Annotated in this window: 25 protein-coding genes; 11 read left to right on the top strand and 14 right to left on the bottom strand. The window is 74.4% G+C overall.

What is annotated here, in order from left to right; translation table 11 throughout:
- Nucleotides 1-9: 9 nt before the first annotated feature.
- On the top strand, nucleotides 10-828 hold the full coding sequence (gene kduI, locus BCL65_RS04455) for a 5-dehydro-4-deoxy-D-glucuronate isomerase (protein ID WP_106265588.1): 819 nt from the start codon (nucleotides 10-12) through the stop codon (nucleotides 826-828).
- A gap of 128 nt (nucleotides 829-956) precedes the next feature.
- Here the strand turns inward: kduI and BCL65_RS04450 are convergent, their stop codons facing one another.
- On the bottom strand, nucleotides 957-1,181 hold the full coding sequence (locus BCL65_RS04450; protein WP_106265587.1) for a PspC domain-containing protein: 225 nt from the start codon (nucleotides 1,179-1,181) through the stop codon (nucleotides 957-959).
- Between the two features lie 154 nt (nucleotides 1,182-1,335).
- A complete protein-coding gene (locus BCL65_RS04445; protein ID WP_106265585.1) occupies nucleotides 1,336-1,926 on the bottom strand; it encodes a DUF421 domain-containing protein in 591 nt (196 codons plus the stop codon).
- Nucleotides 1,927-2,045: 119 nt separating this feature from the next.
- On the opposite strand from BCL65_RS04445, the gene BCL65_RS04440 reads away from it, so the two are divergent.
- Nucleotides 2,046-2,807, top strand: coding sequence for a hypothetical protein (locus tag BCL65_RS04440; protein ID WP_106265583.1), 762 nt, complete (start codon nucleotides 2,046-2,048; stop codon nucleotides 2,805-2,807).
- Nucleotides 2,808-2,879: 72 nt separating this feature from the next.
- On the opposite strand, the gene hrpA is transcribed toward BCL65_RS04440, so the two are convergent.
- A complete protein-coding gene (gene hrpA, locus BCL65_RS04435) occupies nucleotides 2,880-7,544 on the bottom strand; it encodes an ATP-dependent RNA helicase HrpA (RefSeq protein ID WP_106265581.1) in 4,665 nt (1,554 codons plus the stop codon).
- Nucleotides 7,545-7,573: 29 nt separating this feature from the next.
- Nucleotides 7,574-8,185 carry a TetR/AcrR family transcriptional regulator gene (locus BCL65_RS04430; protein WP_106265579.1) on the bottom strand — a complete coding sequence of 204 codons (612 nt, stop codon included), beginning with the start codon at nucleotides 8,183-8,185 and terminating at the stop codon, nucleotides 7,574-7,576.
- 61 nt (nucleotides 8,186-8,246) lie between these two features.
- Between BCL65_RS04430 and BCL65_RS04425 the strand changes: the two genes are divergently transcribed.
- Nucleotides 8,247-9,149, top strand: a complete 903-nt coding sequence (locus tag BCL65_RS04425) for a DMT family transporter (RefSeq protein ID WP_165799911.1) — start codon at nucleotides 8,247-8,249, stop codon at nucleotides 9,147-9,149.
- On the opposite strand, the gene BCL65_RS04420 is transcribed toward BCL65_RS04425, so the two are convergent.
- Nucleotides 9,119-10,075: a helix-turn-helix transcriptional regulator gene (locus BCL65_RS04420; protein ID WP_106265576.1), complete on the bottom strand. Its 957-nt coding sequence runs from the start codon at nucleotides 10,073-10,075 to the stop codon at nucleotides 9,119-9,121. The genes BCL65_RS04425 and BCL65_RS04420 overlap by 31 nt on opposite strands.
- A gap of 121 nt (nucleotides 10,076-10,196) precedes the next feature.
- On the opposite strand from BCL65_RS04420, the gene BCL65_RS04415 reads away from it, so the two are divergent.
- Entirely contained in the window at nucleotides 10,197-11,324 is a 1,128-nt protein-coding gene (locus BCL65_RS04415; protein WP_106265574.1) for an epoxide hydrolase family protein, read from the top strand.
- Nucleotides 11,325-11,334: 10 nt separating this feature from the next.
- Here BCL65_RS04415 and BCL65_RS04410 read toward each other — a convergent pair whose 3' ends face one another.
- Nucleotides 11,335-11,826 (bottom strand): DUF4190 domain-containing protein, encoded by a 492-nt coding sequence (locus BCL65_RS04410; RefSeq protein ID WP_181340711.1) that lies wholly within the window; start codon nucleotides 11,824-11,826, stop codon nucleotides 11,335-11,337.
- A 79-nt stretch (nucleotides 11,827-11,905) separates the two neighbouring features.
- On the opposite strand from BCL65_RS04410, the gene BCL65_RS04405 reads away from it, so the two are divergent.
- Together BCL65_RS04405 and BCL65_RS04400 are read left to right on the top strand one after the other, a co-directional pair.
- Complete coding sequence (locus BCL65_RS04405) at nucleotides 11,906-12,754, top strand: siderophore-interacting protein (protein WP_106265573.1); 849 nt, start codon at nucleotides 11,906-11,908, stop codon at nucleotides 12,752-12,754.
- Nucleotides 12,755-12,798: 44 nt separating this feature from the next.
- Nucleotides 12,799-13,656: a VOC family protein gene (locus tag BCL65_RS04400; protein ID WP_106265571.1), complete on the top strand. Its 858-nt coding sequence runs from the start codon at nucleotides 12,799-12,801 to the stop codon at nucleotides 13,654-13,656.
- Between the two features lie 12 nt (nucleotides 13,657-13,668).
- Here the strand turns inward: BCL65_RS04400 and BCL65_RS04395 are convergent, their stop codons facing one another.
- The 3 genes from BCL65_RS04395 to BCL65_RS04385 all read right to left on the bottom strand — a co-directional run bounded on the left by BCL65_RS04395 (nucleotide 13,669) and on the right by BCL65_RS04385 (nucleotide 15,327).
- The gene (locus BCL65_RS04395) at nucleotides 13,669-14,415 is read right to left on the bottom strand and encodes a class I SAM-dependent methyltransferase (protein ID WP_207767654.1); all 747 of its coding nucleotides are present in this window, start codon (nucleotides 14,413-14,415) and stop codon (nucleotides 13,669-13,671) included.
- Between the two features lie 169 nt (nucleotides 14,416-14,584).
- A complete protein-coding gene (locus BCL65_RS04390) occupies nucleotides 14,585-14,992 on the bottom strand; it encodes a hypothetical protein (RefSeq protein ID WP_106265567.1) in 408 nt (135 codons plus the stop codon).
- Nucleotides 14,989-15,327, bottom strand: coding sequence for a transposase (locus BCL65_RS04385; protein WP_125206458.1), 339 nt, complete (start codon nucleotides 15,325-15,327; stop codon nucleotides 14,989-14,991). Before BCL65_RS04385 ends, BCL65_RS04390 begins: the two co-directional genes overlap by 4 nt.
- A 213-nt stretch (nucleotides 15,328-15,540) precedes the next feature.
- Here BCL65_RS04385 and BCL65_RS04380 point away from each other — a divergent pair, with 213 nt between their 5' ends.
- On the top strand, nucleotides 15,541-16,902 hold the full coding sequence (locus BCL65_RS04380) for a M20 family metallopeptidase (protein ID WP_106265563.1): 1,362 nt from the start codon (nucleotides 15,541-15,543) through the stop codon (nucleotides 16,900-16,902).
- Between the two features lie 104 nt (nucleotides 16,903-17,006).
- Here BCL65_RS04380 and BCL65_RS04375 read toward each other — a convergent pair whose 3' ends face one another.
- The gene (locus BCL65_RS04375) at nucleotides 17,007-17,438 is read right to left on the bottom strand and encodes an Hsp20/alpha crystallin family protein (protein WP_106265562.1); all 432 of its coding nucleotides are present in this window, start codon (nucleotides 17,436-17,438) and stop codon (nucleotides 17,007-17,009) included.
- A gap of 117 nt (nucleotides 17,439-17,555) precedes the next feature.
- The gene (locus BCL65_RS04370) at nucleotides 17,556-17,837 is read right to left on the bottom strand and encodes a YrhK family protein (RefSeq protein WP_106265560.1); all 282 of its coding nucleotides are present in this window, start codon (nucleotides 17,835-17,837) and stop codon (nucleotides 17,556-17,558) included.
- Between the two features lie 57 nt (nucleotides 17,838-17,894).
- Between BCL65_RS04370 and BCL65_RS04365 the strand changes: the two genes are divergently transcribed.
- Nucleotides 17,895-19,181, top strand: coding sequence for an amidohydrolase (locus BCL65_RS04365; protein WP_106265559.1), 1,287 nt, complete (start codon nucleotides 17,895-17,897; stop codon nucleotides 19,179-19,181).
- Nucleotides 19,182-19,185: 4 nt separating this feature from the next.
- Here the strand turns inward: BCL65_RS04365 and BCL65_RS04360 are convergent, their stop codons facing one another.
- From BCL65_RS04360 to BCL65_RS04350, 3 genes are all read right to left on the bottom strand, one after another.
- Nucleotides 19,186-19,656, bottom strand: a complete 471-nt coding sequence (locus BCL65_RS04360) for a hypothetical protein (RefSeq protein WP_106265557.1) — start codon at nucleotides 19,654-19,656, stop codon at nucleotides 19,186-19,188.
- 74 nt (nucleotides 19,657-19,730) lie between these two features.
- Nucleotides 19,731-21,338 carry a 5-oxoprolinase subunit B/C family protein gene (locus BCL65_RS04355; protein ID WP_243400760.1) on the bottom strand — a complete coding sequence of 536 codons (1,608 nt, stop codon included), beginning with the start codon at nucleotides 21,336-21,338 and terminating at the stop codon, nucleotides 19,731-19,733.
- On the bottom strand, nucleotides 21,335-22,126 hold the full coding sequence (locus BCL65_RS04350) for a LamB/YcsF family protein (protein WP_106265554.1): 792 nt from the start codon (nucleotides 22,124-22,126) through the stop codon (nucleotides 21,335-21,337). Before BCL65_RS04350 ends, BCL65_RS04355 begins: the two co-directional genes overlap by 4 nt.
- 180 nt (nucleotides 22,127-22,306) lie before the next feature.
- Here BCL65_RS04350 and BCL65_RS18275 point away from each other — a divergent pair, with 180 nt between their 5' ends.
- The 3 genes from BCL65_RS18275 to BCL65_RS04335 are packed head-to-tail and all read left to right on the top strand — an operon-like array spanning nucleotide 22,307 to nucleotide 25,427.
- Nucleotides 22,307-24,589 carry a M15 family metallopeptidase gene (locus tag BCL65_RS18275; protein ID WP_106265552.1) on the top strand — a complete coding sequence of 761 codons (2,283 nt, stop codon included), beginning with the start codon at nucleotides 22,307-22,309 and terminating at the stop codon, nucleotides 24,587-24,589.
- Entirely contained in the window at nucleotides 24,586-24,924 is a 339-nt protein-coding gene (locus BCL65_RS04340; RefSeq protein ID WP_106265550.1) for a DUF2087 domain-containing protein, read from the top strand. The genes BCL65_RS18275 and BCL65_RS04340 overlap by 4 nt, the downstream gene beginning before the upstream one ends.
- Nucleotides 24,921-25,427 carry an aminoacyl-tRNA deacylase gene (locus tag BCL65_RS04335; RefSeq protein ID WP_106265548.1) on the top strand — a complete coding sequence of 169 codons (507 nt, stop codon included), beginning with the start codon at nucleotides 24,921-24,923 and terminating at the stop codon, nucleotides 25,425-25,427. Before BCL65_RS04340 ends, BCL65_RS04335 begins: the two co-directional genes overlap by 4 nt.
- The last annotated feature ends 83 nt before the right edge of the window (nucleotides 25,428-25,510 follow it).

Below are 25,510 nucleotides of genomic sequence, written 5' to 3'. Positions count from 1 at the left end.
AGCACCACCATGGAACAGCGTTACGCCACGAACCCCACCGAGATCCCCGGCCTGACGACGCAGGGCCTGCGCGAGCGGTTCCTCGTCGAGGACCTCTTCGTGCCCGGCGAGGCACGGACCGTGTACACCCACCACGACCGCATCGTGCTCGGCGGCGTCCTGCCGACGGGCGAGCCGGTCGCCCTGCCGAACCCCGACGAGCTGCGCGCGGAGTACTTCCTGCAGCGGCGCGAGGTCGGGATCGTCAACGTCGGTTCCACGGGCTCGGTGACTGCCGACGGCGAGACGTACGAGCTGCCGCACTGCGCCGTGCTGTACATCGGCAGCGGCACGCGGGACGTGTCGTTCGCCGGCGACGGGGCGGCGTTCTACCTGTTCAGCGCCCCCGCGCACACCTCGTACCCGACGGTGCTGACCCTGCCGGGCGAGGGCAACACCCTCGAGCTCGGCGACCAGGTGACGTCGAACCGTCGCTCCCTGGAGCAGGTCGTCCACGCGAACGGCGTGCAGTCCTGCCAGGTGGTCATGGGGGTCACGCGCCTGCACGACGGTTCCATGTGGAACACGATGCCCGCGCACACCCACGACCGGCGCACCGAGTGCTACCTGTACTTCGACCTCGACGCCGACGCCCGGGTGCTGCACCTGTGCGGCGAGCCGACCGAGACGCGCCACCTCGTCGTCGCGGACCGTCAGGCGATCATCTCGCCGAGCTGGTCGGTGCACTCGGGCGTGGGGACGTCGTCGTACGCGTTCGTGTGGGCCATGGCGGGGGAGAACCAGGACTTCACCGACATGGACGCGGTGCCGCCGACGGACATCCGCTGAGGGAACGCCCCTCGGCACGAGGGAGTACCGCCCGCGCCGAGGTAGGGGGTCGCGCGCCGAGGTAGTGCGACTCGCGCCGAGGTAGGGGGTCGCGCGCCGAGGTAGTACCGCTCGCGCCGAGGTAGTGGTCAGGCCCCGTAGACCTTGCGCTCGTCGGGCATGAGGATCCAGAACACGATGTACGCCAGGACCTGCGGGCCGGGGATGAGGATCGAGAGCGCCGTCAGGAGGCGCACGAGGCCCCGGCTCCAGCCGAAGTAGTCGGCGATGCCGGCGCAGACCCCGCCGATCACGCGGCCGTTGCTGGGGCGGTAGAACCTACGGGGCTGCTGGACGGTCTGGGGATTGCTCATGCCTCCACGCTAGGCACGACGGCGGTACCTCGGTATCCGGTGACCCCCGGATTCGACCCCGGGTCACCCTGAGGTCGCCGATCCGACCGGCACTCCGTGTTCTGACCGGCATTCCGAACTGCCGGTCAGAACACGAAGTGCCGGTCTGAACGTCTCAGTGGTCGGGTCGGGCTTCGCCGACGACCGGCCGGCGGGCCAGCAGGTCCTCCGGGACGAGGTGCGCTCCGACGACCCCGCTGAGCAGCTCCGGGTCGATCGGCGCACCCCGGCGCAGCACGCTGATCGCGCCGGTGGGCTCCAGCAGCGCGACGGCGACGTCGTCGTAGCGCGCCACGCCCGCGAGCCGGAGCCGGGACGCCAGCTCGGCGGGGGAGACGTGGGCGCGGCGCAGCTGCTTCTCCAGCACGCGGCCGTCGGCCAGGAGCAGCACCGGTTCGGAGGAGACCGCCCGGGCGCCGAACGGCATCGCCCGCAGCCCCCCGGCGACGGCCTGGAGGCCGACGAGAGTCAGCAGCGCCACCAGCCCGCCGCCCAGCACCGCGACCTCGCCCAGCGCGGCGCGCCCCAGGACGGCGCCGAACGCGATGATCGCCACGAGGTCGTAGCTGGACATCGCTCCGAGCATCCGTGGCCCGAGGACCCGCACCAGGAGCACCATCGCGAGATACATCCCGATAGTGGCCAGGACGACGGCGAGCGCCTCCGTCGGGGTCAGCCAGAGCAGGTCTCCGAGCGGGTCGGGCATCGGCGGATCTCCTGGTGTCGGGTGCGGGGCACCCCGAGGATCTCATCCTGGCACCGGCACGGGGCCGACGGCGGGACTCGCGCGTGCAAGATCGCGCCGGCTGGGCACACAGTCAAAGCATGGGGAGCAGAGCGCACACCGGCGGGCTCGCCGCCACCGCCGCCGTCGTCGTCGCCGTCGTGTCGGCGCTGGCGGTGGCCGGGTGCGCGGGTCCGGGCGCGACGGGCACGCCCGAGCCCGCGGACGTGCCCGACTACCGGTGTGCCGACGAGCCGGTCCCGCCGGCCGTGCTGGACGGTGGCCGCTCGGCCGCGACGCTCGGCGAGCACGGACAGGCCGCGCTCCGGGGCGAGGAGGTACCCGCGATCGAGCCGGCGGACTGGCTCGTGGTGTCGGAGTCGGACCGATGGGTCGCGCTGATCCGGGAGCTCGACGCGCCGCAGGTCCGCGGTGCCGGGGACGTGCGCACGCACGAGATCCTCACGGTGCAGCGGGACGTCGCGGCGGACGCGGCCTCTGGGTGGTGGCTGAGCATGTCCGGGGAGTGCACCCTCCGGCGTGATGTCGGGGAGGGGGTCGCGACGCTGACCCTGGATCCGGACCACGCGCCGGACCCGGCGTCGACGCAGGTGGCCGTGCTCGTGACGGAGCAGAGCTGCAACTCGGGCGAGGACGCGGAGGGCAGGGTCATGCTGGTCGAGCTGACGGAGTCGAGCGACGTGGTGGACCTGGTCGTCGTCGTCGCGCCCAGGGGCGGCGACCAGAGCTGTCCCTCGAACCCGGCGACGCCGTTCGTCGTCGAGCTGGACGCGCCGTGGGGCGACCGGGTCGTGCGCGACGCCGCGGTCGTGCCGCCGCGCGAGCTCGAGCCCGCCGGATAGGTCAGCGTTCGGCACTTCCTGCCTCGTTCGGCAGTTCAAGCTGCCGAACGAGGCAGGGAGTACCGAACGGGCTCACCAGCCGCCGGGGTTGAGGATCTTGCGGATCCGCTTCTCGCTCACGGCGCCGTCGGTGCCGAGCTGCTGGGCGAACAGCGACACGCGCAGCTCCTCGAGCAGCCAGCGGACCTCGGCGAGCTCGGCCTCCCGCGCAGGGTCCGCGGCGCCGGCGGTGTACGCGGCCCGGGCGCGGTCGTACGCCTCGGTGACGTCGTGCACCTTCCAGGCGAGCTCGGCGTCGCGGTGCGGGTTCGACTGCGCCTTCTCCAGCCGGTACGACGCCGCCCGCAGGTAGCGCACCAGGTGCGGCACGCGGCGGGGCGGGGTCGCGGCGACGAACCCGTCGAAGACCAGCCCGGCCACGTGGTCGCGGATGTCCTGCAGCGTGTTGAGCAGCGCGAGGGACGACGACGCCCGTACCTCGCCCTCGACGGTCCGCCATGCGCTGAGCGCGGCCACCACGTGGCCCACGATCCGGTGCACCTCGTCCTCCAGGTGCTGCCGCAGCAACGCCACCGCCTCCTTGTACGACTCGGCGTCCCTGATCTGTACAGCGACCGGTCCGCCGGTCGGCGTGCCAGGTGCCTTGTCCCCGTCCGGGCTGGTCAGCGCGATGACCGCGGCCAGCTGGAGGTCGGCGACGAGCGCCTCGGTGTTGCGGTACGGCGCCGCGGCGAGCGTCAGCGACTGCTTCGACGTCCACCGCGAGGTGATGCGCGCGGTCGCCAGCGCCGCCTCCGACAGCAGCAGCCGCCGCACCCCGCGCTCGTGCGCCGCGTCCTGCGCAGCGGCGTCGGCCAGCACCCGCAGCGCCACCGAGGTGCCGGTCCGCCCATCGCGCTGCGCACCCCGCTCCTCGACCAGCGCCGGATACCCCTGCACCACGACCCCGCCCCCGAGGTCGGTCGACACCACCCGAGGCAGCCCCCCGTCGACCAACGACGCAGGCCACGTCGACAGCCCGGTCTCCTCCGCCACCACAGCGCCCGAGACGCCCGACGAACCCCGAGTGGTGCTGGACGGGCCAGCGGCACCGGACGTACCGCCGTCGGGCACGGAGGTTGGTGCGCCGCCGTCAAGCCGTAGCGGAGGGCCCCCTGGGGCCCGTGAGCGAGGCGGCGCACCAGCATCCGCGCCCGACGGCCCCGATCCCGACCCAGAAGCAGCCCGCGCCGCCTCCTCGAGCGCGACCCCGACAGCCCCCTTCACGGCCGCCCGCACCGCAGCTTCCGCCTGCGGGGCCAACCGCTTCTGCAGCGAGAGCAGGTCCTTCGACTCGTCGAGCGGCACGGGCGTCACGGGCTTCGAGAGCTTCCCCCGAGCCTTCCCGCCCTTGCGCCCGGCTCCCGATGCGCCGGCACCGGCGGCGTCCTCGACCCGGAAGGTCATGCGCAGGTGGCCCGGGAGCCGCTCGACGCGCTCGGCGTCCCAGACGTCGTCGGGGATGACGACGTCGCGCAGCTCGCGCACGGCGCGCGAGAACTCGACGTGGAACGGCGACGCCATGTCACCGGCCCGCGTCATGTCCTCCCACGCGGGCGTGTTCTCCCGCAGCCAGTGCGCGACGGCGGCCCCGACGTCGGGCGCAGGGACCAGCTCGCGCCGCACGGCCTTGGGCAGCGAGCGGATGGTGGCGACGCAGAGCTCGTCGAGCAGCCCGGGGACCATCCAGTCGAAGCCCTCGGGCGCGACCCGGTTGAGGATCGACAGCGGGACGTGGACGGTGACGCCGTCGGCGTCCGTGCCGGGTTGGAACTGGTAGGTGAGCGGCAGGGTGACGTCGCCCTGCGTCCACGTCTCGGGGAACTCGGTGGTGTCCACGGCGGCGGCGTCGACGAGCTGGTCGAGCGTGAAGGTCAGCAGGTCGGGGTCGTCGCGCCGGGCCTTGTTCCACCAGGTGTCGAAGTGCCGGGCGCTGACCACGGACGCCGGCACGCGCTCGTCGTAGAACGCGAAGAGGTCGTCCTCGCTGGCGACGAGACCGCGCTGGCGGGAGCGGGCCTCGAGCTCCTCGGCCTCGGCGAGCAGGCGGCGGTTCTCGGCGAAGAACCGGTGGTGGGTGGTCCACTTCCCCTCCACGAGGGCGTGCCGGACGAACATCTCCCGGGCGGCCTCAGGGTCGACCTTCGCGAACAGGACGGGCCGGTCGGCGACGATCGGCACGCCGTAGAGCAGCACCTTCTCGGTGGCCATGGCGGCGCCCTGCTTGCTGGACCAGTGCGGGTCGGCGTAGGTGCGCTTGGCGAGGTCGCCGGCGAGCTCCTCGGCCCACTCGGGCTGGATGCGGGCGACGTCGCGGGCCCACAGCCGGGAGGTCTCCACGAGCTCGCCCGCCATGATCCAGGCGGGTGGCTTCTTGCTCAGCGGCGAGCCGGGGAAGATGGCGAACCGCGCGCCGCGCGCCCCGAGGTACTCGTTGCGGGCGCGCTTGGCGGCCTGCCGCAGCGCCCGGGCGCGGGCCTCGCCGCGCAGGTGCGCCACGGAGGACGCCTTGACGTCGCTGGTCTCCTGCATGCCCACCTGGGAGAGCAGCCCGGCGAGCAGTGACCGGTGGACGGTGTCGCCGTCCCAGACGTGCCGCCAGTCGTCCGCGTTCTCGGGGTCGGCGGGCTGCGCCGCCCGTGCCGGGCGGGACAGGTCGATGCCCAGCGGGCCGGACATCTGCCGGAGCTGTGCGACGACGTCCTGCCACTCGCGTACGCGCAGGAAGTTGATGTACTCGGCCCGGCACGTGCGCCGGAACGCGGAGGACCCCATCGCGTGCTGCTGCGAGCGCAGGTACTCCCACAGGTTGAGGTAGGTGAGGAAGTCCGACGTCGGGTCGGTGAACCGGGCGTGCAGCTGGTCGGCCTGCGCGCGGGACTCCGCCGGGCGCTCGCGCGGGTCCTGGATGGACAGCGCGGCGGCGATGATCGCGACCTCGCGGGCGACGCCGTGCTTGGCGCCCTCGATGATCATGCGGGCCAGGCGCGGGTCCATGGGGAGCTGCGCGAGGGTGCGTCCGACGTCGGTCAGCCGCGCTTCCCTCGTCCCGCTGCCGTCGCGCTCCTGCACCGAGAGCGCGCCGAGCTCGGTGAGGAGCTGGACGCCGTCGCGCACGGCGCGGGTGTCCGGGGGCTCGACGAACGGGAACTTCGCGACGTCGTCGGGCGTGGTGACGACGCCCACGGAGATCATCTGCAGCAGCACCGACGCGAGCGAGGTGCGCAGGATCTCGGGCTCGGTGAACTCCGGCCTGCTCTCGAGGTCGTCCTGCGCGTAGAGCCGGATCGCGACGCCGTCGGCGACGCGGCCGGAGCGGCCGGAGCGCTGGTTCGCCGAGGCCTGCGAGATCGGCTCGATGGGCAGGCGCTGCACCTTGGTGGCCTTGGAGTAGCGCGAGATGCGCGCGGTGCCGGGGTCGACGACGTAGTGGATGCCGGGCACGGTCAGCGAGGTCTCGGCGACGTTCGTGGACAGCACGATGCGCCGCGAGGAGTGCTGCTGGAACACGCGGTGCTGCTCGGCGGCGGACAGCCGCGAGTACAGGGGCAGGATCTCGACGTGCTGCGGGTGCTTCGGGTCGCGGGCGCGCTCCTTGAGGTGGCCCTCGAGGGCGTCGGCGGCGTCGTGGATCTCCCGCTCGCCGGAGAGGAACACGAGGATGTCGCCGGGGCCCTCGCGCATGAGCTCGTCGCACGCCTCGACGATGCCGGTGACGAGGTCCTTCTCCTCGCCCTTCTTCTTCTGGGGCTTGTCCGGGTCCGTGTCGGGGGAGAGCGGCCGGTAGCGGATCTCGACGGGGTAGGTGCGCCCGGTGACCTCGATGACCGGGGCGTGGTCCGGCAGGACGTCGACGACGGCGTCGGGCGCCCCGCCGCCGCGCGCCAGCGACGCCGGGGAGAAGTGCGCCGCGAACCGCTCCGAGTCGATCGTCGCGGAGGTGATGATCAGCTTGAGGTCGGGGCGGCGCGGCAGCAGCCGGGACAGGTACCCGAGCAGGAAGTCGATGTTGAGGGACCGCTCGTGCGCCTCGTCGATGATGATCGTGTCGTAGGCGAGCAGCTCCGGGTCGCGCTGGATCTGCGCGAGCAGGATGCCGTCGGTCATGACCTTGACGAGGGTGTCCGCGCTGGAGGTGTCGGTGAACCGCACCTGGTAGCCGACGACGCCGCCGAGAGGCTGGGGCCGAGCTCCGTTGATCTCCTCGTTGACCCGCTCGGCGACCGACCGCGCCGCGATGCGTCGCGGCTGGGTGTGCCCGATCTGGCCGGCCCGGCCACGGCCGAGCTCGAGGAGGATCTTGGGCAGCTGGGTCGTCTTGCCGGAGCCGGTCTCGCCCGCGACCACCACGACCTGGTGCTTCTCGATGGCGGCGGCGATGTCCTCGCGCCGGGCGGAGACGGGTAGCTGCTCGGGGTACGTGATCTCGGGGACGACGACGGCGGCTCGCGCGGCCGCTGCCCGGTCGAGCTGGTCGCGGCTCACCCGCGCCGGTCCGCGGCCGTTCCGCCCGCCACGGTCCCGGTGGCCGCCGGTCCGCGACGCGCCGGACGTCCGCGCCCCGCGGCCGCGCCGCCGTCGGGCGCCGTCCTGGCCGGTGCGCTGCCCGGCCTGCTGGCCGCCGCGCCGGTCCGCGCGGTCGCCACGAGCGCCGCCGTCGTCGGCGGGCTGCGGGGCGGGGGATGGCTCAGTGCTCACGACGTCTCATTCTCCCAGCCCCCGCAACCTCATTCGGCGGTCGGTGCCGACGGCGCGAGCAGCGCCTCCGCGGTGGCGCGGGCCTCGGTCAGCGCGGACGGGTGGCCGCCGGCCGTCGAGAGCACCAGCGCGCCCTCGTACAGCAGGTGCACGGACGCTCCGGACGTCTCGGGCGAGGGCAGGCCCGCGCCGGCGGCGAGGGCGACGAAGAGTCGGCGCATCCAGTCCTTCTCCTGGCGGACGACGTCGCGGGTCGCCTGGTCGCCGGCGCCCACCTCGGCGTAGGCGTTGACGAAGGCGCACCCGCGGTCCTGTCCGGCGTGCCACTCCTCGAGGGCGTCGAAGACGGTGAGCACGCGCCGTCGGGGGTCGGGCTGCGCCGCGAGGTGCTCCAGGACGTGGTGCTGCCAGCGCGCGCCGCGGCGGGTGAGGTACTGCGCGACGAGCCGGTCCTTGGAGCCGAACCGGTCGTAGAGCGTCTTCTTCGTCGTGCCGGCCTCGAGGGCGACGAGGTCGACGCCGACGGCGCGGATGCCGCGGGCGTAGAAGAGCTCGCTGGCCGCGTCGAGCAGGCTGTGGCCGGCCGGGGTGAGCTCGGGCTCGGCGAAGACGGGGACGGGGGTCTCGGTCGTGGTCGTCATGGTGCGCTCCCGGAGAAGAGGGTACTGCGAGTATACAGACCGGTGTGGTTATGTCGCTGGCATGGGACGAGACACCGTGGCAGCCGTCGGACTGGTCGTGTTCTGGAGCTCCGGCTTCATCGGGGCGGACCTGGGCACCCGTGACGCGTCGTCGCTGACGCTGCTCGCCTGGCGCTACCTGTTCGCGGGCGTGCTGGCCGTCGCGGTCCTCGCCGTGCTGTCCGCGCGCCGGCGCCGCGTGACCCACCGGCGCGCGCGCCACGCCGTCGTCGTCGGCCTGCTCACCCAGGCCGGTTACCTGAGCGGCATCGTCGGAGGCGTCGCCCTCGGTGTCGACGCCGGGACGGCGGCGCTCGTGGCCGCGCTGCAGCCGCTGGTCGTGGCGGTCCTCGCCCACGCGGCCTGGGGCGAGCGCACGACGTCGGGCCAGCGCGTCGGGCTCGCCCTCGGGCTGATGGGCGTGCTGCTCGTCGTCCTCGGCGACCTGGGACAGGGGACCGCGCCGTGGTGGGCGTACCTGCTCCCGCTCGGCGGCATGCTGTCGATGTCCGTCGGGACGGTCCTGGAACGCCGGGCGCCCGACGGCGGGGACCTCCTGGGCGACCTGGCCGTGCACACCCTCGCGGCGGGAGCGGCGCTCGTCGGCATCGCGGCCGTGACCGGCCGCATGGCACCGCCCGAGAGTGCGCCGGGGTTCTGGGTGGCCGTGGTGTGGCTGGTGCTCCTCGCCACCGTGGGCGGGTACGGGTGCTACCTCGTGGTGCTGCGGCGGAGCGGGCCGCAGGCCGCGAGCACCCTGCTCTACCTCACGCCGCCGGTCACCGCGGCCTGGGCGGGGCTGCAGCTCGGTCAGGTCCCCGGGCTGCTCGCCGTCCCGGGGGCGCTCGTGTGCGCGGCCGCCGTCTGGCTCGTGGCCCGCCGGGACCGGCCTCGTCAGCCGGTGCCGGGAGCGGCCCGGGCGTAGCGGCGGGCCAGGACGCGCACGTGCTCGACCAGCTCCGGCGGTTCGGTGACGTGGAAGTCGAACCCGAGCATGCCGCTCCACACGGCGACGGTCTCGACGCTGTCGCCGCCGGTCACCAGCACGGACCGCCCGTCCGGCAGCGCCTCGACGGTGCCGACCGCGGGGTTGATGCGGGCCAGCACCTGCTCCGCCGTGGCGTCCACGACGATGCGGGCGTGCACGGCCCACCCGGTCCGGGCGACCTCGCGGACCACGAACTCGGTGAGGTCGCCCGGGAACGGTGCCGGGGTGAACCTGCGCCCGCCGGGGGTGCGCAGCCGGAGCCAGTCGACGCGGTACGGAGCCCAGCCGTCGCCGGTGGCGGCGCGGGCCACCAGGAACCACCGCCGCTGCCACGCGACGAGGTGGTACGGCTCGAGCTCGACGGGCTCGCCCTGGTAGAAGGCCCGCAGCCCTCGGTGGTCGCGGATCGCGTCGGCGACGGCGGTCAGGGTGTCGGGATCGACCGGCGGGTCCTCGACGTCGGAGTCGGTGTTGGCGGGGCCGGCCGTGCTGGCCGAGCGCAGGGCGGCGAGCCGGCGTCGCAGGCGGTCCGGCATGACCTGCTCCAGCTTCGTCAGGGCGGACTGGCCGGACTCCTCGAACCCGGCGGTCCCTGTCGCGGAGCGGAGGCCGACGGCGACGGCGACGGCCTCGGCGTCGTCCAGCAGGAGCGGGGGCAGGCGCGCGCCGGCGCCGAGCCGGTACCGGCCGCCGGGGCCGCGTACCGAGTCCACGGGGTAGCCGAGCTCGCGCAGCCGGGCGACGTCGTGGCGGACGGTGCGGTCGGTGACACCGAGGCGTGCGGCGAGCTCGGCGCCGCTCCAGTCCGGGCGGGACTGGAGCAGGCCGAGCAGCGCGAGCAGGCGGGCCGAGGTGGCCGTCATGAGGTTCCTCCGAGATCATCGCGACCGGTGCAGAATACCGGAGCGAAACGTTCCTGAATCCCTTCTAGCGTCGGAGACAGCAGCAGGGCACGAGCCCCGCGCCGACACCGGGAGAGTCGCCATGGACACCACCACCGAGCTCACGATCCGCCCCTTCGCCGTCGAGGTCCCGCAGGCGGACCTGGACGACCTGCACGAGCGCCTCGAGCGCACCCGCTTCGCCCCCGCCGCCCCCGGCGACTCGTGGGAGTACGGCACGCCGGAGTCCTACCTGCGCGACATGGTCGAGCGGTGGAAGGACTTCGACTGGCGCGCCGTCGAGGCCCTCCTGGCGGCCTACCCGGGCTTCCGCACGGAGATCGACGGCCAGCCGATCCACTTCCTGCACGTCCGTTCCGAGCACGCGGACGCGACGCCGCTGCTGCTCGCCCACACCTACCCGGGCTCCGTGCTCGACTTCCTCGACATGATCGACCCGCTGGTCGACCCGGTCGCCCACGGCGGCCGGGCCGAGGACGCCTTCCACCTGGTGATCCCGTCCGTGCCCGGGTTCGGCTTCTCGACGCCCCTGGTCGGCGAGAGCTGGACGACGGCGCAGGTCGCGCGGGCGTACGACACCCTCATGCGCGCGCTCGGCTACGACGCGTACGGGGTGCACGGCAGCGACAACGGCGCGCTCGTCGGCCGGGAGCTCGCCGTCGTCGACCCGGAGGGGTTCCTCGGGGCGCACGTGCTCCAGCTCTTCTCGTTCCCGTCCGGGGCCGAGGGCGAGATGGACTCCTTCGGCCCGCGGGAGTACGCGGCGCTGGAGCACATGCAGTGGTTCCGGTCGGTGGGCGCCTACAACACCATGAACGCGTCGCGGCCGCAGACGGTCGCCGCGGGTCTCGCGGACTCGCCGGTCGCGGTGCTGGCCTACCACGAGCTCTTCGAGAGCTTCGGCAACGGCACGTCGCTCGTGCGGCCCGAGCAGGTGCTGGCCCAGGCGACGCTCTACTGGTTGACCAACACCTACGCGACGGCGGTGCGCCAGTACCACGCCGAGCAGCGCGCCCAGGCGGAGCCCGTGGTCAGCACCGGCCGGATCGGGGTGGCCGTGTTCGCCGACGACTTCCAGACGATCCGCAGCCTCGCCGAGCGGGACAACGCCCGCATCGAGCACTGGTCGGAGCTCCCGCGCGGGGGCCACTTCGCAGCGCTCGAGGTGCCGGACGACGTCGTCGCCGACCTGCGGGCGTTCTTCGCCTGAGGCGGGCGGTTCAGTAGGAGTAGCTGCCGGCGGACAGGCCCATCGCGCCGATGAAGAAGACGAAGAACAGCACGTAGGCGAGGACCGCCAGGACGCCGAGCGCCGTGAAGATGATCGACAGCCACAGCCCCCACTTGCCCAGGGCGTTGTCGTAGCCGACCTTCTTCGACTCCGACAGGGCCATGGCCGAGACCACGATCCCGGCGGGCGCGATGACGAACGCCAGCACGAACCCGATGATCCCCATCGTCTTGCCGGGCGGGTCCGGGGCGTAGGCCGGCTGGTACCCCGCCGGGTAGCCGGGCGCCGCGTAGCCCTCAGGCGGGTAGCCGGGCTGGCCGTACGGCTGCTGCTGGCCGTATCCGGGCTGCTGCCCGTAGCCCTGCTCGGTGCCGGGCTGCGACGGGTCGTGGTGCGGTGTGCCGCCCTGCGGCTCCCCGGCGGGCGTGCCCGAGGAGTCGGGGGTCGAGTACGGCTGCGGCGGCTGGTACGGGTCGGTCATCAGGCCATCCTCCCGGACCGAGGGCGCGCGCACCAGGGGCAGTCTTCACCACTCAGCACATCCGTGATGGGATCGACGGGTGTTCTCGCGACCTCGCACCCCGCTCGACCTGTTCCCGCGCCGTGTCCGCGTGCACGCCGTCCGGCAGCTCACCGGTTCGATGGTGCGCACCACGTTCCGGGACGTCGACGGCGCGGACCCGGCGGCGCCGTCGTCCCTCGCCGCGCTGCGAGCGCCGGGTCCCGACGACCACGTCAAGGTCTTCCTGCCCGACCCGGCCACCGGCCGGCTGCACCCGCCGACCGTCGCCGCGGACGGCGGGATCCAGCGCCCCGCTGGCGTCGTGTCGATCTCGCGCGAGCTCACCGTGCGCGCCCAGCGGACGGTCGACGGGGTCGCCGAGGCGGACGTCGACTGGGTGCTCCACGGCGACGACGGTCCGGCGTCGGCCTGGGCGTCCCGGGCCGCCGTCGGCGACGAGGTGGTGCTCGTCGGCCCGAGCGTCAGCACGGGCGTGCCGGACGGCGTCGACCGGCTGACCGTCGTCGTCGACGAGACCGGCCTGCCCGCCGCGGCCCGCTGGGTGGCGGCCCTCGGGCCGGACGTCCGCGTGACAGCGGTCGTGGAGATCGGCGACGACGTCGACGAGTCCTTCGTGGAGGCCGAGCTGGGCCACGCGGACGTCGAGATCCTCTACCGCACCGACGGCCCGGGGCAGCTCGCCGAGGCGGTGCGCTCGCTGGGCGGCCTCGAGGACGGTGAGCTGCTGGTCGCGCTCGGCGAGGCGGACGAGCTGGTGCCCGTGCGCCGCCACCTGCGGCACGAGGCCGGCGCGCGCCCGGATCAGCTCGTGATCGCCGGGTACTGGCGCCGCGGCACCGTCAACCTCGACCACGACCAGCCGCTGGACCCCGCGGACCCGGACTGACCGGGCGCACGGCGGGTGTCGGTGGGTGGCCGCATGCTGGAGGCATGGAGCACTCGACCGCACCACGCACGTACCCGCACGGCGTGCCCTGCTGGATCGATCTCGAACCGCCGGACGTGGATGCGGCGCTCGCGTTCTACGGGGCGCTGTTCGGCTGGACCTTCACGGAGAAGCTGCCGCCCGGCGTCCCCGGCCGCTACGTGGTCGCGTCCCTCGACGGGACGGACGCCACCGCCGTCGCCGCCGTCGCGACGCACGTCCCCGCCGACGGCGCGCTCGCCTGGAACACCTACCTGGCGGTGGACGACGTGGCCGCGGCGGCGGCGCGGGTGGCCGAGCTGGGCGGGACGGTCGTCACGCCGCCGGAGACGGTCGGCCCGCCGGACCGGCCCGCCGGCCGGATGGCCCGCGTCCGCGACCCGCAGGGCCTCCCGAGCAGGCTGTGGGAGGCCGGCACCCGGCTCGGGGCGCAGGTGGTCAACGCCCCGGGCACATGGAACTTCAGCGTCCTGATCACGCCCGACCCGGCCGCCGCGCTCGCGTTCTACGGGCCCCTGCTGGGCTGGGAGGTCGACCCGGAGCTGGCGGCGGGCATGGCGCGCGTGCCCGGGTACGGCCGGCACCTGGCCGGCACGAGCGACCCCGACATCTTCGAGCGGCAGGCGTTCGCCCCGCCCGGCTTCGCAGACGCCGTCGCACCGATCGAGTCCGACGACGGCCCGGCCCGCTGGTCGGTGGCGTTCGCGGTCGAGGACCGGGACGCCGCCGTGGCGGTGGCCGAGGACGCCGGGGCGACCGTGCTGTCCACCACGGAGACGCCGTGGACCAGGGACGCGGAGGTCCGCGACCCGCAGGGTGCCGTGCTCGTGCTGTCGCAGTTCAGCGCGCCGGACGGCGCCTGAGCCGGGAGTCCGTCAGGGGCGACGGGCCTGCACGAACACCACCGAGTCGCCCAGGATCGGCATCCGCTCGAGCGTGCGCGCGTCGGCGAGCCCGGCCTCCGTGAGGAGTCGCTCGATGCCGCCGTCGGCGTTGTCCGCGTCGTGGGTGCCGCTGCCCGGTCCGTGGCCGGGCCGGCGTCCGTGCGTGCCCGGCCGGTGCCGGTCGCGCCCGCCGTCGCGCGCCGAGGAGGGCCCGTGCCCGTGCGCGCTGGCGTGGTCGCCACCGAAGTCGGTGACGGTCACGCGCCCGCCCGGCCGTAGCACCCGAGCGACCTCCGCGGCGAGACGCTCCTTCTCCTCCGCGGGCACGTGGTGCAGCGCCAGGGACGAGACGACGTGGTCCTGGCTGGCGTCCGGCACGGGCAGGCGGTGGGCGAACCCGCGCACCAGCGTGACGTCGCCGCTGCGCCGACGGCGGAGCTTGCGGGCCGCGCGGCGCAGGGACTCGCCGTCGGGGTCCAGCCCCGTGACGGCCGCGTCCGGGACGGCGCGCAGGACCGCGCGGGACAGGTTGCCGGTGCCGCAGCCGACGTCGAGCACTCGCTGACCGGGGCCGATCGCGGCGAGCTCGACCGTCCGGCGGTACAGACGGTCCAGGCGGCGGAACCGGGCGGTGAGGTCGTACCAGGGCATCAGCCAGCCGCGGGACATGCCGGGCAGGAACTCGTGGTCGGACTCGTCCGGGCGGACGTCGTCGAGCATGCGGACTTCGCGGGGCATCAGGCCTCCAGAGGGTGCGGGCGGTCCCATGCTCCTCTGCGGACCCGCAGCGAGGAAACGGTGTTGCCGGACCGGCAAGCGTCGCTCTCGTCGCGGCCCCCCGGCGCCGCCGACCGACCGTGCTCGGGCTGCGCCGCGTCCTGGCCAGGCAATTGATGGCTTCCAGGACTCACGCCGGCTCTCGGAGAAACTCTGGACGGACAACCCTGGTCAGCTCGTCGTGCAGGCTCGCACGCACCACGCCTTGCATCTCCGCACCCAGGGTGTCGCGTACCAACAGGTACAGGTGCTCCAGGATCTCGGGCCGGTTCTCCAGTTCCGCAGCATCCGCCGTGCGAGAGGCCAGGCCCCGCAGGATCAACACCCGCGCGAGCGTCGAGACCGCGAGGCCCGCATTCTCCGCCTCGGCGGACAACTCGTCGAACTGTTCGCCGCTCAGGCGCACCGACAGCACGCGTGGAGCGATGCCCTCACTGTGCGGGCGGGCGCCCACGGCATCGGTAGGCAGCGGCTCGTGGCGTGTCTGCTCAGCCTCGGCTGCTACCTCCTTGATGAGGTCGCGCACGTTGTCGCTCATCGCTTCTCCTTGTTTACCTCTCGGTCCTTGCTCTCGTACACGGCCACCTCGTCGGGGTTCGAGCGCCACGCGCTCGCGCCCCACACGAACCCGGAGCCCTCAGGGTCAGGAACGGTGACCACCGTGATGACGAACCCCGCGGTCTCGGACCACCCGATGGTCCGGTTCGACATGCCCTTCCTCCCCTTGGGGTCAGGGACGAACCACACGGCCTCGGGATCGCTGTATGCCTCGTTCGCCCAGTCAGGCTCGATGTTCGTTTCCCGTGTCTGGCCTTTGCGGCCCTGGCGGTCGCGGATGTGCTCGGTTGCGTGCCGCCAGTCGGGGAGGATCACCACATGCACTACAAACTACTACAGCCACTCTCTGTCGTACAGGCATGACGTGGTATGGCAGGTGTCTTCGGGATGCTGTGGCATCGCGCGTGGAGCTGGCTGTGTGGGAGTGCGGCGTCCGGGCGGCGGAGTCCTGTGAACTGGGCGTGGAGCCGGACCGGCAATCGAGACCGGAGGAACGCCCGCCGGTGGACGGATCCGTACGATGACGGCATGCCTGTGGATGGACCGCCCCCGCCCAGCACCGCGTACCTCGACCACGTCGTCGACGAGACCGAGGAGCGCCGTCGCGTCGCCCTCGCCGCGCAGGCCGCGTACCCCGTGTCCGTGGACGACGGCGGGGCGCCGCCCGCGCTGCGGGCCGCGGTGGAGGAGGCGGTCGCCTCGCTGGGGGACGACCTGACCAGGGTCGTGCAGACGTTGCACGCGAACCCCGAGACCGCGTTCCAGGAGCACGAGAGCGCCCGGCTGCTCGTGGATCTCCTCGCGCAGCACGGCATCGCGGCGCAGCTCGGCGTGCACGGCGCCGACACCGCGTTCCGCGCCGAGCTGACGGGCCCTGGCCCGGCCGTCGGGCCGACGATCGCGATCTGCGCCGAGTACGACGCGCTGCCGGTGATCGGTCACGCCTGCGGCCACAACGTGATCGCGGCGGCCGGGGTGGGGGCGTTCCTCGCGCTGCACGGCGTGATGTCCGGCCCGGACGCGCCGTCGGGCCGGGTGGTGCTGCTCGGCACGCCCGCCGAGGAGGGGCGCAGCGGCAAGGAGGTCATGGCGCGTGCCGGGGCGTTCGACGACGTCGACGCCGCGATCATGGTGCACCCGTACGGCGTCGACGTCGCGGACCAGGTGTGGCTGGGTCGGCGGCTGCTGACCTGGACCTTCACGGGACGGGCGGCGCACGCCTCGGCGCAGCCGTTCATGGGGCGCAACGCCCTGGACGCGGCGAACCTGGCCTACCAGGGCGTCGGCCTGCTGCGGCAGCAGATGCCGCCGTCGGACCGTGTGCACGCCACGATCGTGGAGGGCGGCACGCGGCCCAGCATCATCACCGAGCGTGCGGTGATGCACCTCTACGCCCGCTCTAAGTATCCGGACACGCTGCGCGACCTGTCGCGCCGTCTGGACGACGTCGCCCGGGGCGCCGCCCTCATGACGGGGACCGACGTGCAGATCGAGTGGGACGACGGCGCCCACCCGTCGCTGCCCGTGCGCACCAACCAGGCGCTCACCCGGCGGTGGGTGGCGGCCCAGGAGGCGCGGGGCCGCGACGTGCTGCCGGGTGGCGTGGTGTCCGAGACGTTGGCCGCGTCGACGGACTTCGGCAACGTCAGCTTCCGCGTGCCGGGCATCCACCCGCTGATCCAGGTGTCCGACCCCTCGGTGGCGTTGCACACGGAGGCGTTCGCCGCGGCGGCGGGCGGGCCGGCCGCCGAACGAGCCGCCGTCGACGGCGCCGCGGGGCTCGCGCAGACCGCGCTCGACTACCTGTGCGATGCCGCGCTGCGCGAGGCCGTCGACGAGGAGTTCGCGGCTGCCGGCGGCGCGATCGACGTGCCCCGCTACTTCGACTGAGCACGGCCAACCCTGGGCGCCGAACGTCACGGTTCGGACCGGTTTGGGGCGCGATACCGGTCCGAACCGTGACGTTCGGCCCGCGTGCGGCGGGGTGGGGCGGCTCAGGCCGTGGTGACCTCGATGCGCTGCGGCGTCGTGCCCGCGAACACGCCGGCGACGGTGACCGTCAGGACACCGGCTTCGTAGGAGGCCGTCACGGCAGCGCCGTCCACGGCCTTGCGCAGCGGGACGACGCGGCGGAACTCGCCGTAGCGGACCTCCGAGTAGCGGCGGCCCTCGGCGTCCTCGTCGCGGTGGTCCTTGCGCTCGCCGCGCACGACGAGCTGGCGGCCCTCGACCTCGACGGTGACGTCCTCGGCCGGGTCGATGCCCGGCAGGTCGAAGCGGGCCACGAGGTCCTCGCCCTCGCGGTAGACGTCGGCGGGTGCGGTCTGACGCTCGGGCGTCCGGCGCTCCGCCGTGGCCAGCGGCAGCCGGCGCGGGTCGCGGATCCGGACGTCGGCGAACGTCGGACGGTTCAGGGTGGTGATCATGCTTCCTCCTCAGGGTGGGTGCTGCTGAGGGGTGCAACTTGAGTCGTGCCGACTCAATTTCCGGGTTCGCCCACGGCGGACGGTCCGCCGTCCGCCCCGGGGCTCGCGGGACGGCGCTCAGAAGTCGCGGGCCGTCTCCGCGTCCGAGGAGCCGATGCGCCGCAGGTGCACGCGGCGGGCGAGGCGGATCATCGGCCGGGCCAGCATCTGCAGGCTCCCGAGCAGGAAGAGCACGATGCCCACGGTCTCGGTGGACGGGCTGAAGAACAGGACGCTGCCCACCACGAACCAGAGACCGATGAGGATGTCGTTGGCGATGCTGGCGGACTCGTAGCGGTGGCGGACGATCAGCTCGTCGCCACCGAGACGCAGGCGGAGGCTGTGGTCGTCGTCGGGCATGCTCCCACTCTCGTCACCGACCTTCCTGGACGCATCCGAGGGGGCAGGATGGGCGGCATGAGCACCCTCACCGCCGCCGAGCTCACCGCGGTCTACACCGACCTGCACGCCCACCCCGAGCTCGCGTTCGCCGAGCACCGCACGGCGGGCCTAGTCGCCGAGCGGCTGGGCGCGGCGGGATACGCGGTGCACGAGCGGATCGGCGGGACCGGCGTCGTCGGCGTCCTGGCGAACGGCGACGGCCCGACCGTGCTGCTCCGCGCCGACATGGACGGGCTGCCCGTCGCCGAGCGCACCGGCCTGCCGTACGCGTCGACGGACACCGCCACCCTGCCGGACGGGCACGAGACGCGGACGATGCACGCCTGCGGGCACGACGTGCACGTCACGTGCCTGCTGGGCGCGGCCGCGCACCTGGCCGCGCACCGCGAGGAGTGGTCGGGCACGCTCCAGGTGCTCTTCCAGCCGGCGGAGGAGGTCGGCGCCGGCGCGGCCGCCATGGTCGAGGACGGCCTCTACGAGCGCGTCGGCACGCCCGACGTCGTGCTCGGGCAGCACGTCATGCCGCTCCCGGTCGGGACGGTCAACCTCACGCCCGGCACCGCCATGGCGGCCGCCGACTCGATGCGGATCGTGCTGCACGGCAAGGGCGGCCACGGGTCCAGCCCGGAGGGTGCGGTCGACCCGGTGCTGATGGCGGCCGCGACGATCCAGCGGTTGCAGGGCATCGTCTCCCGCGAGGTGGGGGCACGGGAGGCGGCGGTGGTCACCGTCGGTTCGGTCCGTGCGGGCACGCAGGCCAACATCATCCCGGACCGCGCGGAGCTGCTGGTCAACGTCCGCACGTTCGACGAGGCCGTGCGCGAGCGGGTGCTGGCCGCCATCCACCGCATCGTGGACGCCGAGGCGGTGGCGTCGGGCGCTCCGCGGTCGCCGGAGTACGAGCAGGTCTCGACGTTCGGGCCCACGGTCAACGACCCGGGGGCCGCCGCGCGGACGGGAGCCGCGCTCGAGCGCACCCTGGAGGCGCGCCGGACGACGATCGAGGCGGCGGGCGGCCGTCCCGCCGTCGTCGCGCTCCCGCCGTTGGCCGGCTCGGAGGACGTCGGCGAGCTCGCGACCGCGGCGGGCGTCCCGCTCGTGTACTGGTTCCTGGGCGGGTCCGACGCCGCGCTGTTCGAGGGGTTCGACCCGTCGACGGCCAGCATGGGCAACCTGCCCGAGGCGGTGGCGCCGAACCACTCACCGTTCTTCGCGCCGGTGCCTGCGCCGACGCTCGAGCTGGGCGTGGACCTCCTCGTCGCCGCGGCGCGGGAGTGGCTCGGCCGGCAGCGGCCGGCCTGAGCTCCTACTCGCCGGCGTTCTCCGTCTGGCCGCGCAGCGCCTCGATCTGCTCGTGCAGCTCGGTGAGCGCGGTGACGACCTCGGGGCTGGCGTCGGCGTTCTCGATGACGTAGCTCACCTCGGCGGAGGCGGCCTCCAGCGCGACCTGGGCGTCCGCGAGGGCCACGACGGCACCGTCGGACGACTCGGCGGCCTTGTCCAGGGCCGCGCGGGCCTCGTCGGTGGCGGCCTGTGCAGAGTCGACGGCGTTCGTGACGTCCTCCCCGAGTCCTGAGGTGAGCTCGGAGGTCTGGTCCGCGAGCTGCTGGAGGTCTGCGTCGAGGCTGTCGGCCTGGACCTGGGCGTCGGCGATGTACTGCTCGACGTCGTTCGGGACGGAGCAGGCGCCGAGGGTGAGGGTGACGGCGAGCAGTCCTGCCGCGGCGGCGCGGCCCGGTGCTCGACCGGTCGTGGTGCTGGTCGTCGTTGACGTCATGCCCCGATTGTGCCCGGCGAGTCGCGCATTGTGTGTGGTCGTGGCCACAGAGTCGGTGGAGATCTTGCGCACACTCACGTCACACGGAAGCGGAGGCGGGCGCCGGGCGGCACCTGGCCGGCGAGCCACAGGGCGGCCGCGGGCACCGCCGCCACGACGGGGTAGCCGCCGGTGAGCGGGTGGTCGGCGAGGAAGAGCACCGGCCGGCCGTCGGGCGGCACCTGCAGGGCCCCGGTGACGCAGCCCTCGCTGGGCAGCTCGGCGTCGACCAGAGCGGGTCGCCGGTCGAGCGGGGTGTCGCCGGCCAGCCGGAGCCCGACCCGGTTGGACCGCGGTGTGACCTCCCACTCCTGCTGCGTGAGCAGTCGCAGTGCGCCGGCGGTGAACCAGTCGTCGCGCGGGCCGAGCACCAGCGGCAGCGTCACGACCTCTCCCGGTGCCGGCAGCGCGGCAGGGTCGGGCGCCCCGGTCTCCCCGGTCTCCACGGCGGCCGACGGCGGCGGTCCGGCCGGCAGCAGCGTCCCGGCACGCAGCGGATCGGGCCCGAGCCCGGCGAGGACGTCGGTGGCGCGCGAGCCAAGCACGGCCGGCACCTCGAGACCGCCCCGCACGGCCACGTAGCTGCGCAGCCCGCGCGGCGGGGTCCCGATCGACAGCTCGTCGCCGTCGGCGAGCGCGAACGCCCGGCCGAGGTGGTGCGGCCGGGCCGGACCTCCGCCGTCGGGCACCGTGATCAGCGGGGCCGGCGCGCCGGTGACGGCGACGACGACCGCGCCGTGGGCCCGCAGGCGCAGGCCACCGAGCGTCTCGAGGGCGGCGGCACCGACGGGGTTGCCGACGGCGCGGTTGGCGGCGCGCAGGCTGCGGGGGTCGGCGGCTCCGGAGGCCGCGACGCCGAGGTCGGCGTGGCCGGGCCGGCCGAGATCCTGCACGAGCGTCTGGAGGCCTGGCCCGACCACCTCGAGGCCGCCGCGTTCGGCACTTCCCGCCTGGTTCGGCACCTCGAGCTGCCGAACCAGGCGGGAAGTGCCGAACGCGGCACCGGCGCCGCGCACCGACTCCCGCACCGCCTCGAACCGCACCCGGTCGCCGGGGACCCACAGCGCCGGCGGGTCGCGCCGCACGTCCCAGGTGACGACGGCGGTGCGCCCCACGAGCTGCCACCCGCCCGGGCTCTCGCGCGGGTAGACGCCCGAGTGCTCCCCGGCGAGGGCCACCGCACCCGCCGGCACGCGGGTGCGGGGCGTGGTCCGGCGCGGGACCACGAGCCCCGGGTCGTCGCTCACCAGATAGCCGAACCCGGGCGCGAACCCCACGAACCCCACCGTCCACCGGGCGTCGGTGTGCCGGCGCACCACCTCGGCCGGGCTGCACGCCAGGTGCGCCGCGACGTCGTCCAGGTCGGCGCCGTCGTACACCGTGGGGACCACCACCAGGTGCCCTGCACCCTGCGCGCCCGACGGCGGGACCGCAGCCCGCGCGCGCAGCTCGGCGGCGAGCGTGGCGGCGGGCACGACCCGGGGGTCGAACGGCACCAGCACCGTCCGGGCGCCCGGCACCGGCTGCCCGACGCCGGGCACCGGGTCGGCCGCCAGCGAGCGGTCCAGCGCGGCGGCGGCGCGCAGGTCGTCGACCTCGACGAGGAGCGCGTCGTCCCGGGCGACCCGCACCCGCACGCTCATGCGTCGTGGACGAACGGCCGGAGCCGGACGCCGGCGCCGACGAGCGCGTCCCGCACGCGCTCGGCGATGGCGGCCGCACCGGGGGTGTCGCCGTGCACGCACACCGAGTCGGCCCGCACGGCCACGTCGGTGCCGTCCACCGCGGTGACGAGGCCGGTGGTGACCATCCGCAGCATGCGCGCGGCGACCTCCTCGGCGTCGTCGAGCACCGCACCGGGCTCCCCGCGCGGCACGAGCGTCCCGGCCGCGGTGTACGCGCGGTCGGCGAACGCCTCGGCCGCCGTCGGCAGGCCCGCCGCGGCCGCCGCGGCCAGGGCGACGCTGCCCGGCAGGCCGAGCATCACCAGGCCCGGGTCCACCGCGGCGACCGCCGCCGCGACGTCCACCGCGACCCGCTCGTCCGTGGCCGCCGTGTTGTACAGCGCCCCGTGAGGCTTGACGTACCGCACCCGGGTGCCCTCGGCGACGGCGACGGCCTGCAGCGCGCCGAGCTGGTAGACCACGTCGGCGCGCAGCTCGTCGCTGGGGACGTCCATCGCCCGGCGACCGAAGCCCGCGAGGTCCCGGTAGGCGACGTGCGCCCCGACCATGACCCCGCGCACGACCGCCTCGCGGACGGTGCTGCGCATGGTCGCCGGGTCGCCCGCATGGAACCCGCACGCCACGTTGGCGCTGGAGACGACGGCGAGCATCCGGGCGTCGTCGCCGAGGCTCGACCGCCCGAAGCTCTCGCCCAGATCGCTGTTCAGGTCGATGCGCGGAGGCGTCGTCGCAGGGTGGACCGTCATGGGTCCAGTCTGCCCGCTGCCCGCCGGTTCGAGGTGACCGGGTGGACTTGCTCCGGAGCACTGGCGGGGCACGCCGCGGTGCCGCAGAGTGGACCCCGGGGGACGTTGCCCGCAGCATCTGGACACGTGGATGTGCAAGGATGCGTCGTGCAGCACAGCGGCTGGTAGAAGGGTTTCCGCGTGGCGGTCGAGAAGAACGGTGACCTGGGAGAACGTGACGCCCACGGCGTCGACGGCTCCGTGCCGCGACGCGCCACGCCCGCCCAGCGCGTCCACCCGATGCTCCGCACCCTCGGCGCAGGCGCGGCGGCGCTCACCCTGGCGGCCGGCATCATGGCCGGCTCGGTGGCCGACCTCCCCTGGAACGACTTCGCCGAGCACCCCGCGTTCTCCGCGCCCGTCGAGGCGGACCCTGTGGTCGTGGGCGTCGTCGGCGCCTCCACCTCGACCGGCCCGACGACGCTGGGTCAGCTCCTCGACATCGTTGAGCGCGCCGAGCTGGCCGCCGTCGACTCAGGTCGTGCGCTCGACCCCGAGGTGCAGCAGGCCGCGGCCGAGCTGGGCTCCCTGCTGAGCATCTACGTCGCCCAGCGGGACGCCGCCGTCGCGCCGCGCGCCGGCGCACCGGAGCAGCGTGACGACGTCGCGGGTCCCGTGCCGGGCGACACCGACACCGACGAGCCCGCCGCGCCGGACCCGGCGGACGAGCCCGGCCAGCCCGACGGCGGCGAGCCGATCGTCGACCCGGACCTCGGCGACGGCGAGCTGCGCCCGCCCGCCGAGGCCGACGAGCCCGCGGGCGACGACGGCGGCTCGGTGCGCCCGCAGGACGTCGCAGACGTGGGGACGCCCCAGGTCGAGTACTCGGACGCCACGCAGGACGACGCCGACGAGCCGCGGCCGACGGCGGAGCTCGAGCCGATCGAGCCCGTCGACGTGCCGAGCCTGCAGCTCCCCACGCTGGACGAGCTCCTCGACGGCGACGGCACGGGCGACGGTGACGAGGCGCTCCGCGTCGCGAGCCCCGTCCTCCCGGACGACGCCGGCGCCGCGGACGAGGGCGACCCGTCCGACCGCGCGAGCGCCCCGGAAGTGCCAGGGACACCCTCGGCAGGCCCCGACGCCACCGACGGCCCCGACGACGAGGCCCACGGTGCCCCGGACGGCGCCGGTCACGAGCACGTGCACGACGCCGTGACGTTCGACGACGTGGTCGTCGCGGCGACGCGCCTGTCGACGCTCCTCGACCCGGCGTCGGCGGGCTACGTCGTCGACATCCGCCCGCCGGTCACCGAGCTGGCCGACGGGACGTTCGTGCTGAACGACGGCACCCCGGCCACCGCGGACGGGCTGCCGCTGGACGCCGTGACGAGCTCGTTGTCGGCGGCGCTGCGCTCGGTCGTCGACCAGCACGCGTCCTCGACGGCGGGCTACAGCAACGGCATGATCCCGGCCTCGGTGCTGTGCGCGATCCCGTGGGCGCCCGGTCACATGCTCCGGTGCGACGCCGCCCTCCAGCTCGAGGCGCTCAACGAGGAGTACCGGGCGCGGTTCGGCACCGACATCCCCATCACGGACTCCTACCGCTCCTACGCCGCCCAGGTCGCGGTCCGGGCCGCGAAGCCGCACCTGGCCGCGGTGCCGGGCACGTCGAACCACGGCTGGGGACTGGCGCTCGACCTCTCGACCCCGATCTCCGGCGGCCGGTCCGCCGAGTACGCGTGGCTGCGGGTCAACGGTCCCGACTACGGCTGGGACAACCCGGCGTGGGCACGGCTGGACGGCAGCAAGCCCGAGCCGTGGCACTTCGAGTTCTTCGCCGCCGGCCCGATCCCGGACCGTGCGACGTCGACCGACGACTTCGACACCGACGGTGGAGCGTCCACCGGGGGGTCCGCCACCGGTGGGTCGTCCGGCGGCGGCTCGAAGGGCGGTGCGGGCGACGGTCAGGGCGCGGGCGGGGGCTCGGCGGACTCCAAGGACGGCAAGAAGAAGGACGGCGGCACGAACGGCACCGGCGACAAGACCGGTACCGGCGGCAAGGGTGGCAAGGACGGTGGCGACTCGAAGCCGTCCCCGAGCCCCAAGCCGAGCCCGAAGCCGTCCCCGGGCCCGTCGGAGCCGTCCGAGCCGAGCCCGACACCCAAGCCCTCGCCGAGCCCGTCGCCCAAGCCGACGCCCGAACCGTCGCCGAGCACGCCGCCCGAGCCGACGCCGACGCCGGAGCCGTCCGAGCCGGAGCCCGAGCCGACGGAAACGACGGAACCGGCGGAGCCGACCGAGCCGACCGACCCGACTCAAGAGCCGGCCCCGGAACCGACGAAGTCTGCGCCCACGACGACGGAGCCGACCTCGGAGCCGACGTCCACGGCCCTTCTCGACCCGGCACTGGAACTGCTCGGTGCCAAGGACGACGACCCGGAGGGCGACTCCGGCGCGGACGAGGAACCGGGCGACCAGTGACCGGACAGCAGTCCTCCGGCGACCCCCGCCGGTTCCTGGACGAGGGGCGCCTGCGGCGCAGCCCGCGGCGATGGCGCGACAAGCAGGCCGTCACGCGCTATCTCGCGACGCTCGCCATGCCGCACCTCCTCGAGCCGCTCACCGAGCGCGAGCTGACGGACCGGCTCGCTGACCTCGCCGACGACCCGGTCGGCCTGCGCCGTGCCATGGTGGACCTGGGCCTGGTCTCCCGGACGCGGGACGGCGCCGAGTACTGGCGCACGGAGCGGACGGAGCACGACGAGACGTCGGACGCCGCGGCCACGGCGCAGCGCGTGCTGGGGGAGGACCGTTGACCGGGCCGGAGGCGCAGGAGCGCGCCCGCCGCGGTCTCGAGGCGGCCGGTGTCGACTTCGAGATCACGCGGCACGGCCGGGTCGGCTCGCTCGCCGAGGCCGCCGCGGCCCGTGGGCTGGAGCCGCACCAGGTCCTCAAGACGCTCGTGGTGCGCCGGGGGGACGGCGATTTCCTGTTCGTGCTCGTCCCGGGCGGGCGCACCATCGCCTGGCCGAAGCTGCGGTCGCTGCTCGGCGCGAACCGGTTGTCGATGCCGGACGCCGACGTGGCCCGGGAGGTCACGGGATACGAGCGCGGAACCATCACTCCCTTCGGCGCGACCACGGACTGGCCGGTGGTCGCCGACGCGTCCGTCGCCGGTGCGGGGCGCGTGTCCGTCGGCGCAGGGGGTCACGGCGTCGCCGCGACGCTGGACGCCGACGACCTGGTCCGGGTGCTCGGCGCCGAGGTCGCCGACGTCACCGACCCGGACCCACCACCCGGGTCGGAGGACCGCGGGTAACGATCGTCCGGCAGCACTGGACGAATCCATCAGACCGGTGAACACTCGACCATGGCCTTCGACGGGGGTAGAAGGGCCACATC

The organism is Isoptericola halotolerans (genome assembly GCF_003003075.1).
In the GTDB taxonomy this organism is placed as follows: domain Bacteria; phylum Actinomycetota; class Actinomycetes; order Actinomycetales; family Cellulomonadaceae; genus Isoptericola; species Isoptericola halotolerans_A.
Note: the sequence above shows the minus strand (reverse complement) of the source record. Positions and strands in the feature narration are given on the sequence as shown.

Coding starts and splice junctions, on each gene's coding strand:
- BCL65_RS04365 (WP_106265559.1), top strand. CDS start 17,895: ATGAGCACCCTCACCGCCGCCGAGCTCACCGCGGTCTACACCGACCTG.
- BCL65_RS04360 (WP_106265557.1), bottom strand. CDS start 19,656: ATGACGTCAACGACGACCAGCACCACGACCGGTCGAGCACCGGGCCGC.
- BCL65_RS04355 (WP_243400760.1), bottom strand. CDS start 21,338: ATGAGCGTGCGGGTGCGGGTCGCCCGGGACGACGCGCTCCTCGTCGAG.
- BCL65_RS04380 (WP_106265563.1), top strand. CDS start 15,541: ATGCCTGTGGATGGACCGCCCCCGCCCAGCACCGCGTACCTCGACCAC.
- BCL65_RS04420 (WP_106265576.1), bottom strand. CDS start 10,075: ATGACGGCCACCTCGGCCCGCCTGCTCGCGCTGCTCGGCCTGCTCCAG.
- BCL65_RS04395 (WP_207767654.1), bottom strand. CDS start 14,415: ATGCCCCGCGAAGTCCGCATGCTCGACGACGTCCGCCCGGACGAGTCC.
- BCL65_RS04450 (WP_106265587.1), bottom strand. CDS start 1,181: ATGAGCAATCCCCAGACCGTCCAGCAGCCCCGTAGGTTCTACCGCCCC.
- BCL65_RS04440 (WP_106265583.1), top strand. CDS start 2,046: ATGGGGAGCAGAGCGCACACCGGCGGGCTCGCCGCCACCGCCGCCGTC.
- BCL65_RS04445 (WP_106265585.1), bottom strand. CDS start 1,926: ATGCCCGACCCGCTCGGAGACCTGCTCTGGCTGACCCCGACGGAGGCG.
- BCL65_RS04430 (WP_106265579.1), bottom strand. CDS start 8,185: ATGACGACCACGACCGAGACCCCCGTCCCCGTCTTCGCCGAGCCCGAG.
- BCL65_RS04425 (WP_165799911.1), top strand. CDS start 8,247: ATGGGACGAGACACCGTGGCAGCCGTCGGACTGGTCGTGTTCTGGAGC.
- BCL65_RS04375 (WP_106265562.1), bottom strand. CDS start 17,438: ATGATCACCACCCTGAACCGTCCGACGTTCGCCGACGTCCGGATCCGC.
- BCL65_RS04390 (WP_106265567.1), bottom strand. CDS start 14,992: ATGAGCGACAACGTGCGCGACCTCATCAAGGAGGTAGCAGCCGAGGCT.
- kduI (WP_106265588.1), top strand. CDS start 10: ATGGAACAGCGTTACGCCACGAACCCCACCGAGATCCCCGGCCTGACG.
- BCL65_RS04415 (WP_106265574.1), top strand. CDS start 10,197: ATGGACACCACCACCGAGCTCACGATCCGCCCCTTCGCCGTCGAGGTC.
- BCL65_RS04370 (WP_106265560.1), bottom strand. CDS start 17,837: ATGCCCGACGACGACCACAGCCTCCGCCTGCGTCTCGGTGGCGACGAG.
- BCL65_RS04410 (WP_181340711.1), bottom strand. CDS start 11,826: ATGACCGACCCGTACCAGCCGCCGCAGCCGTACTCGACCCCCGACTCC.
- BCL65_RS04350 (WP_106265554.1), bottom strand. CDS start 22,126: ATGACGGTCCACCCTGCGACGACGCCTCCGCGCATCGACCTGAACAGC.
- BCL65_RS04400 (WP_106265571.1), top strand. CDS start 12,799: ATGGAGCACTCGACCGCACCACGCACGTACCCGCACGGCGTGCCCTGC.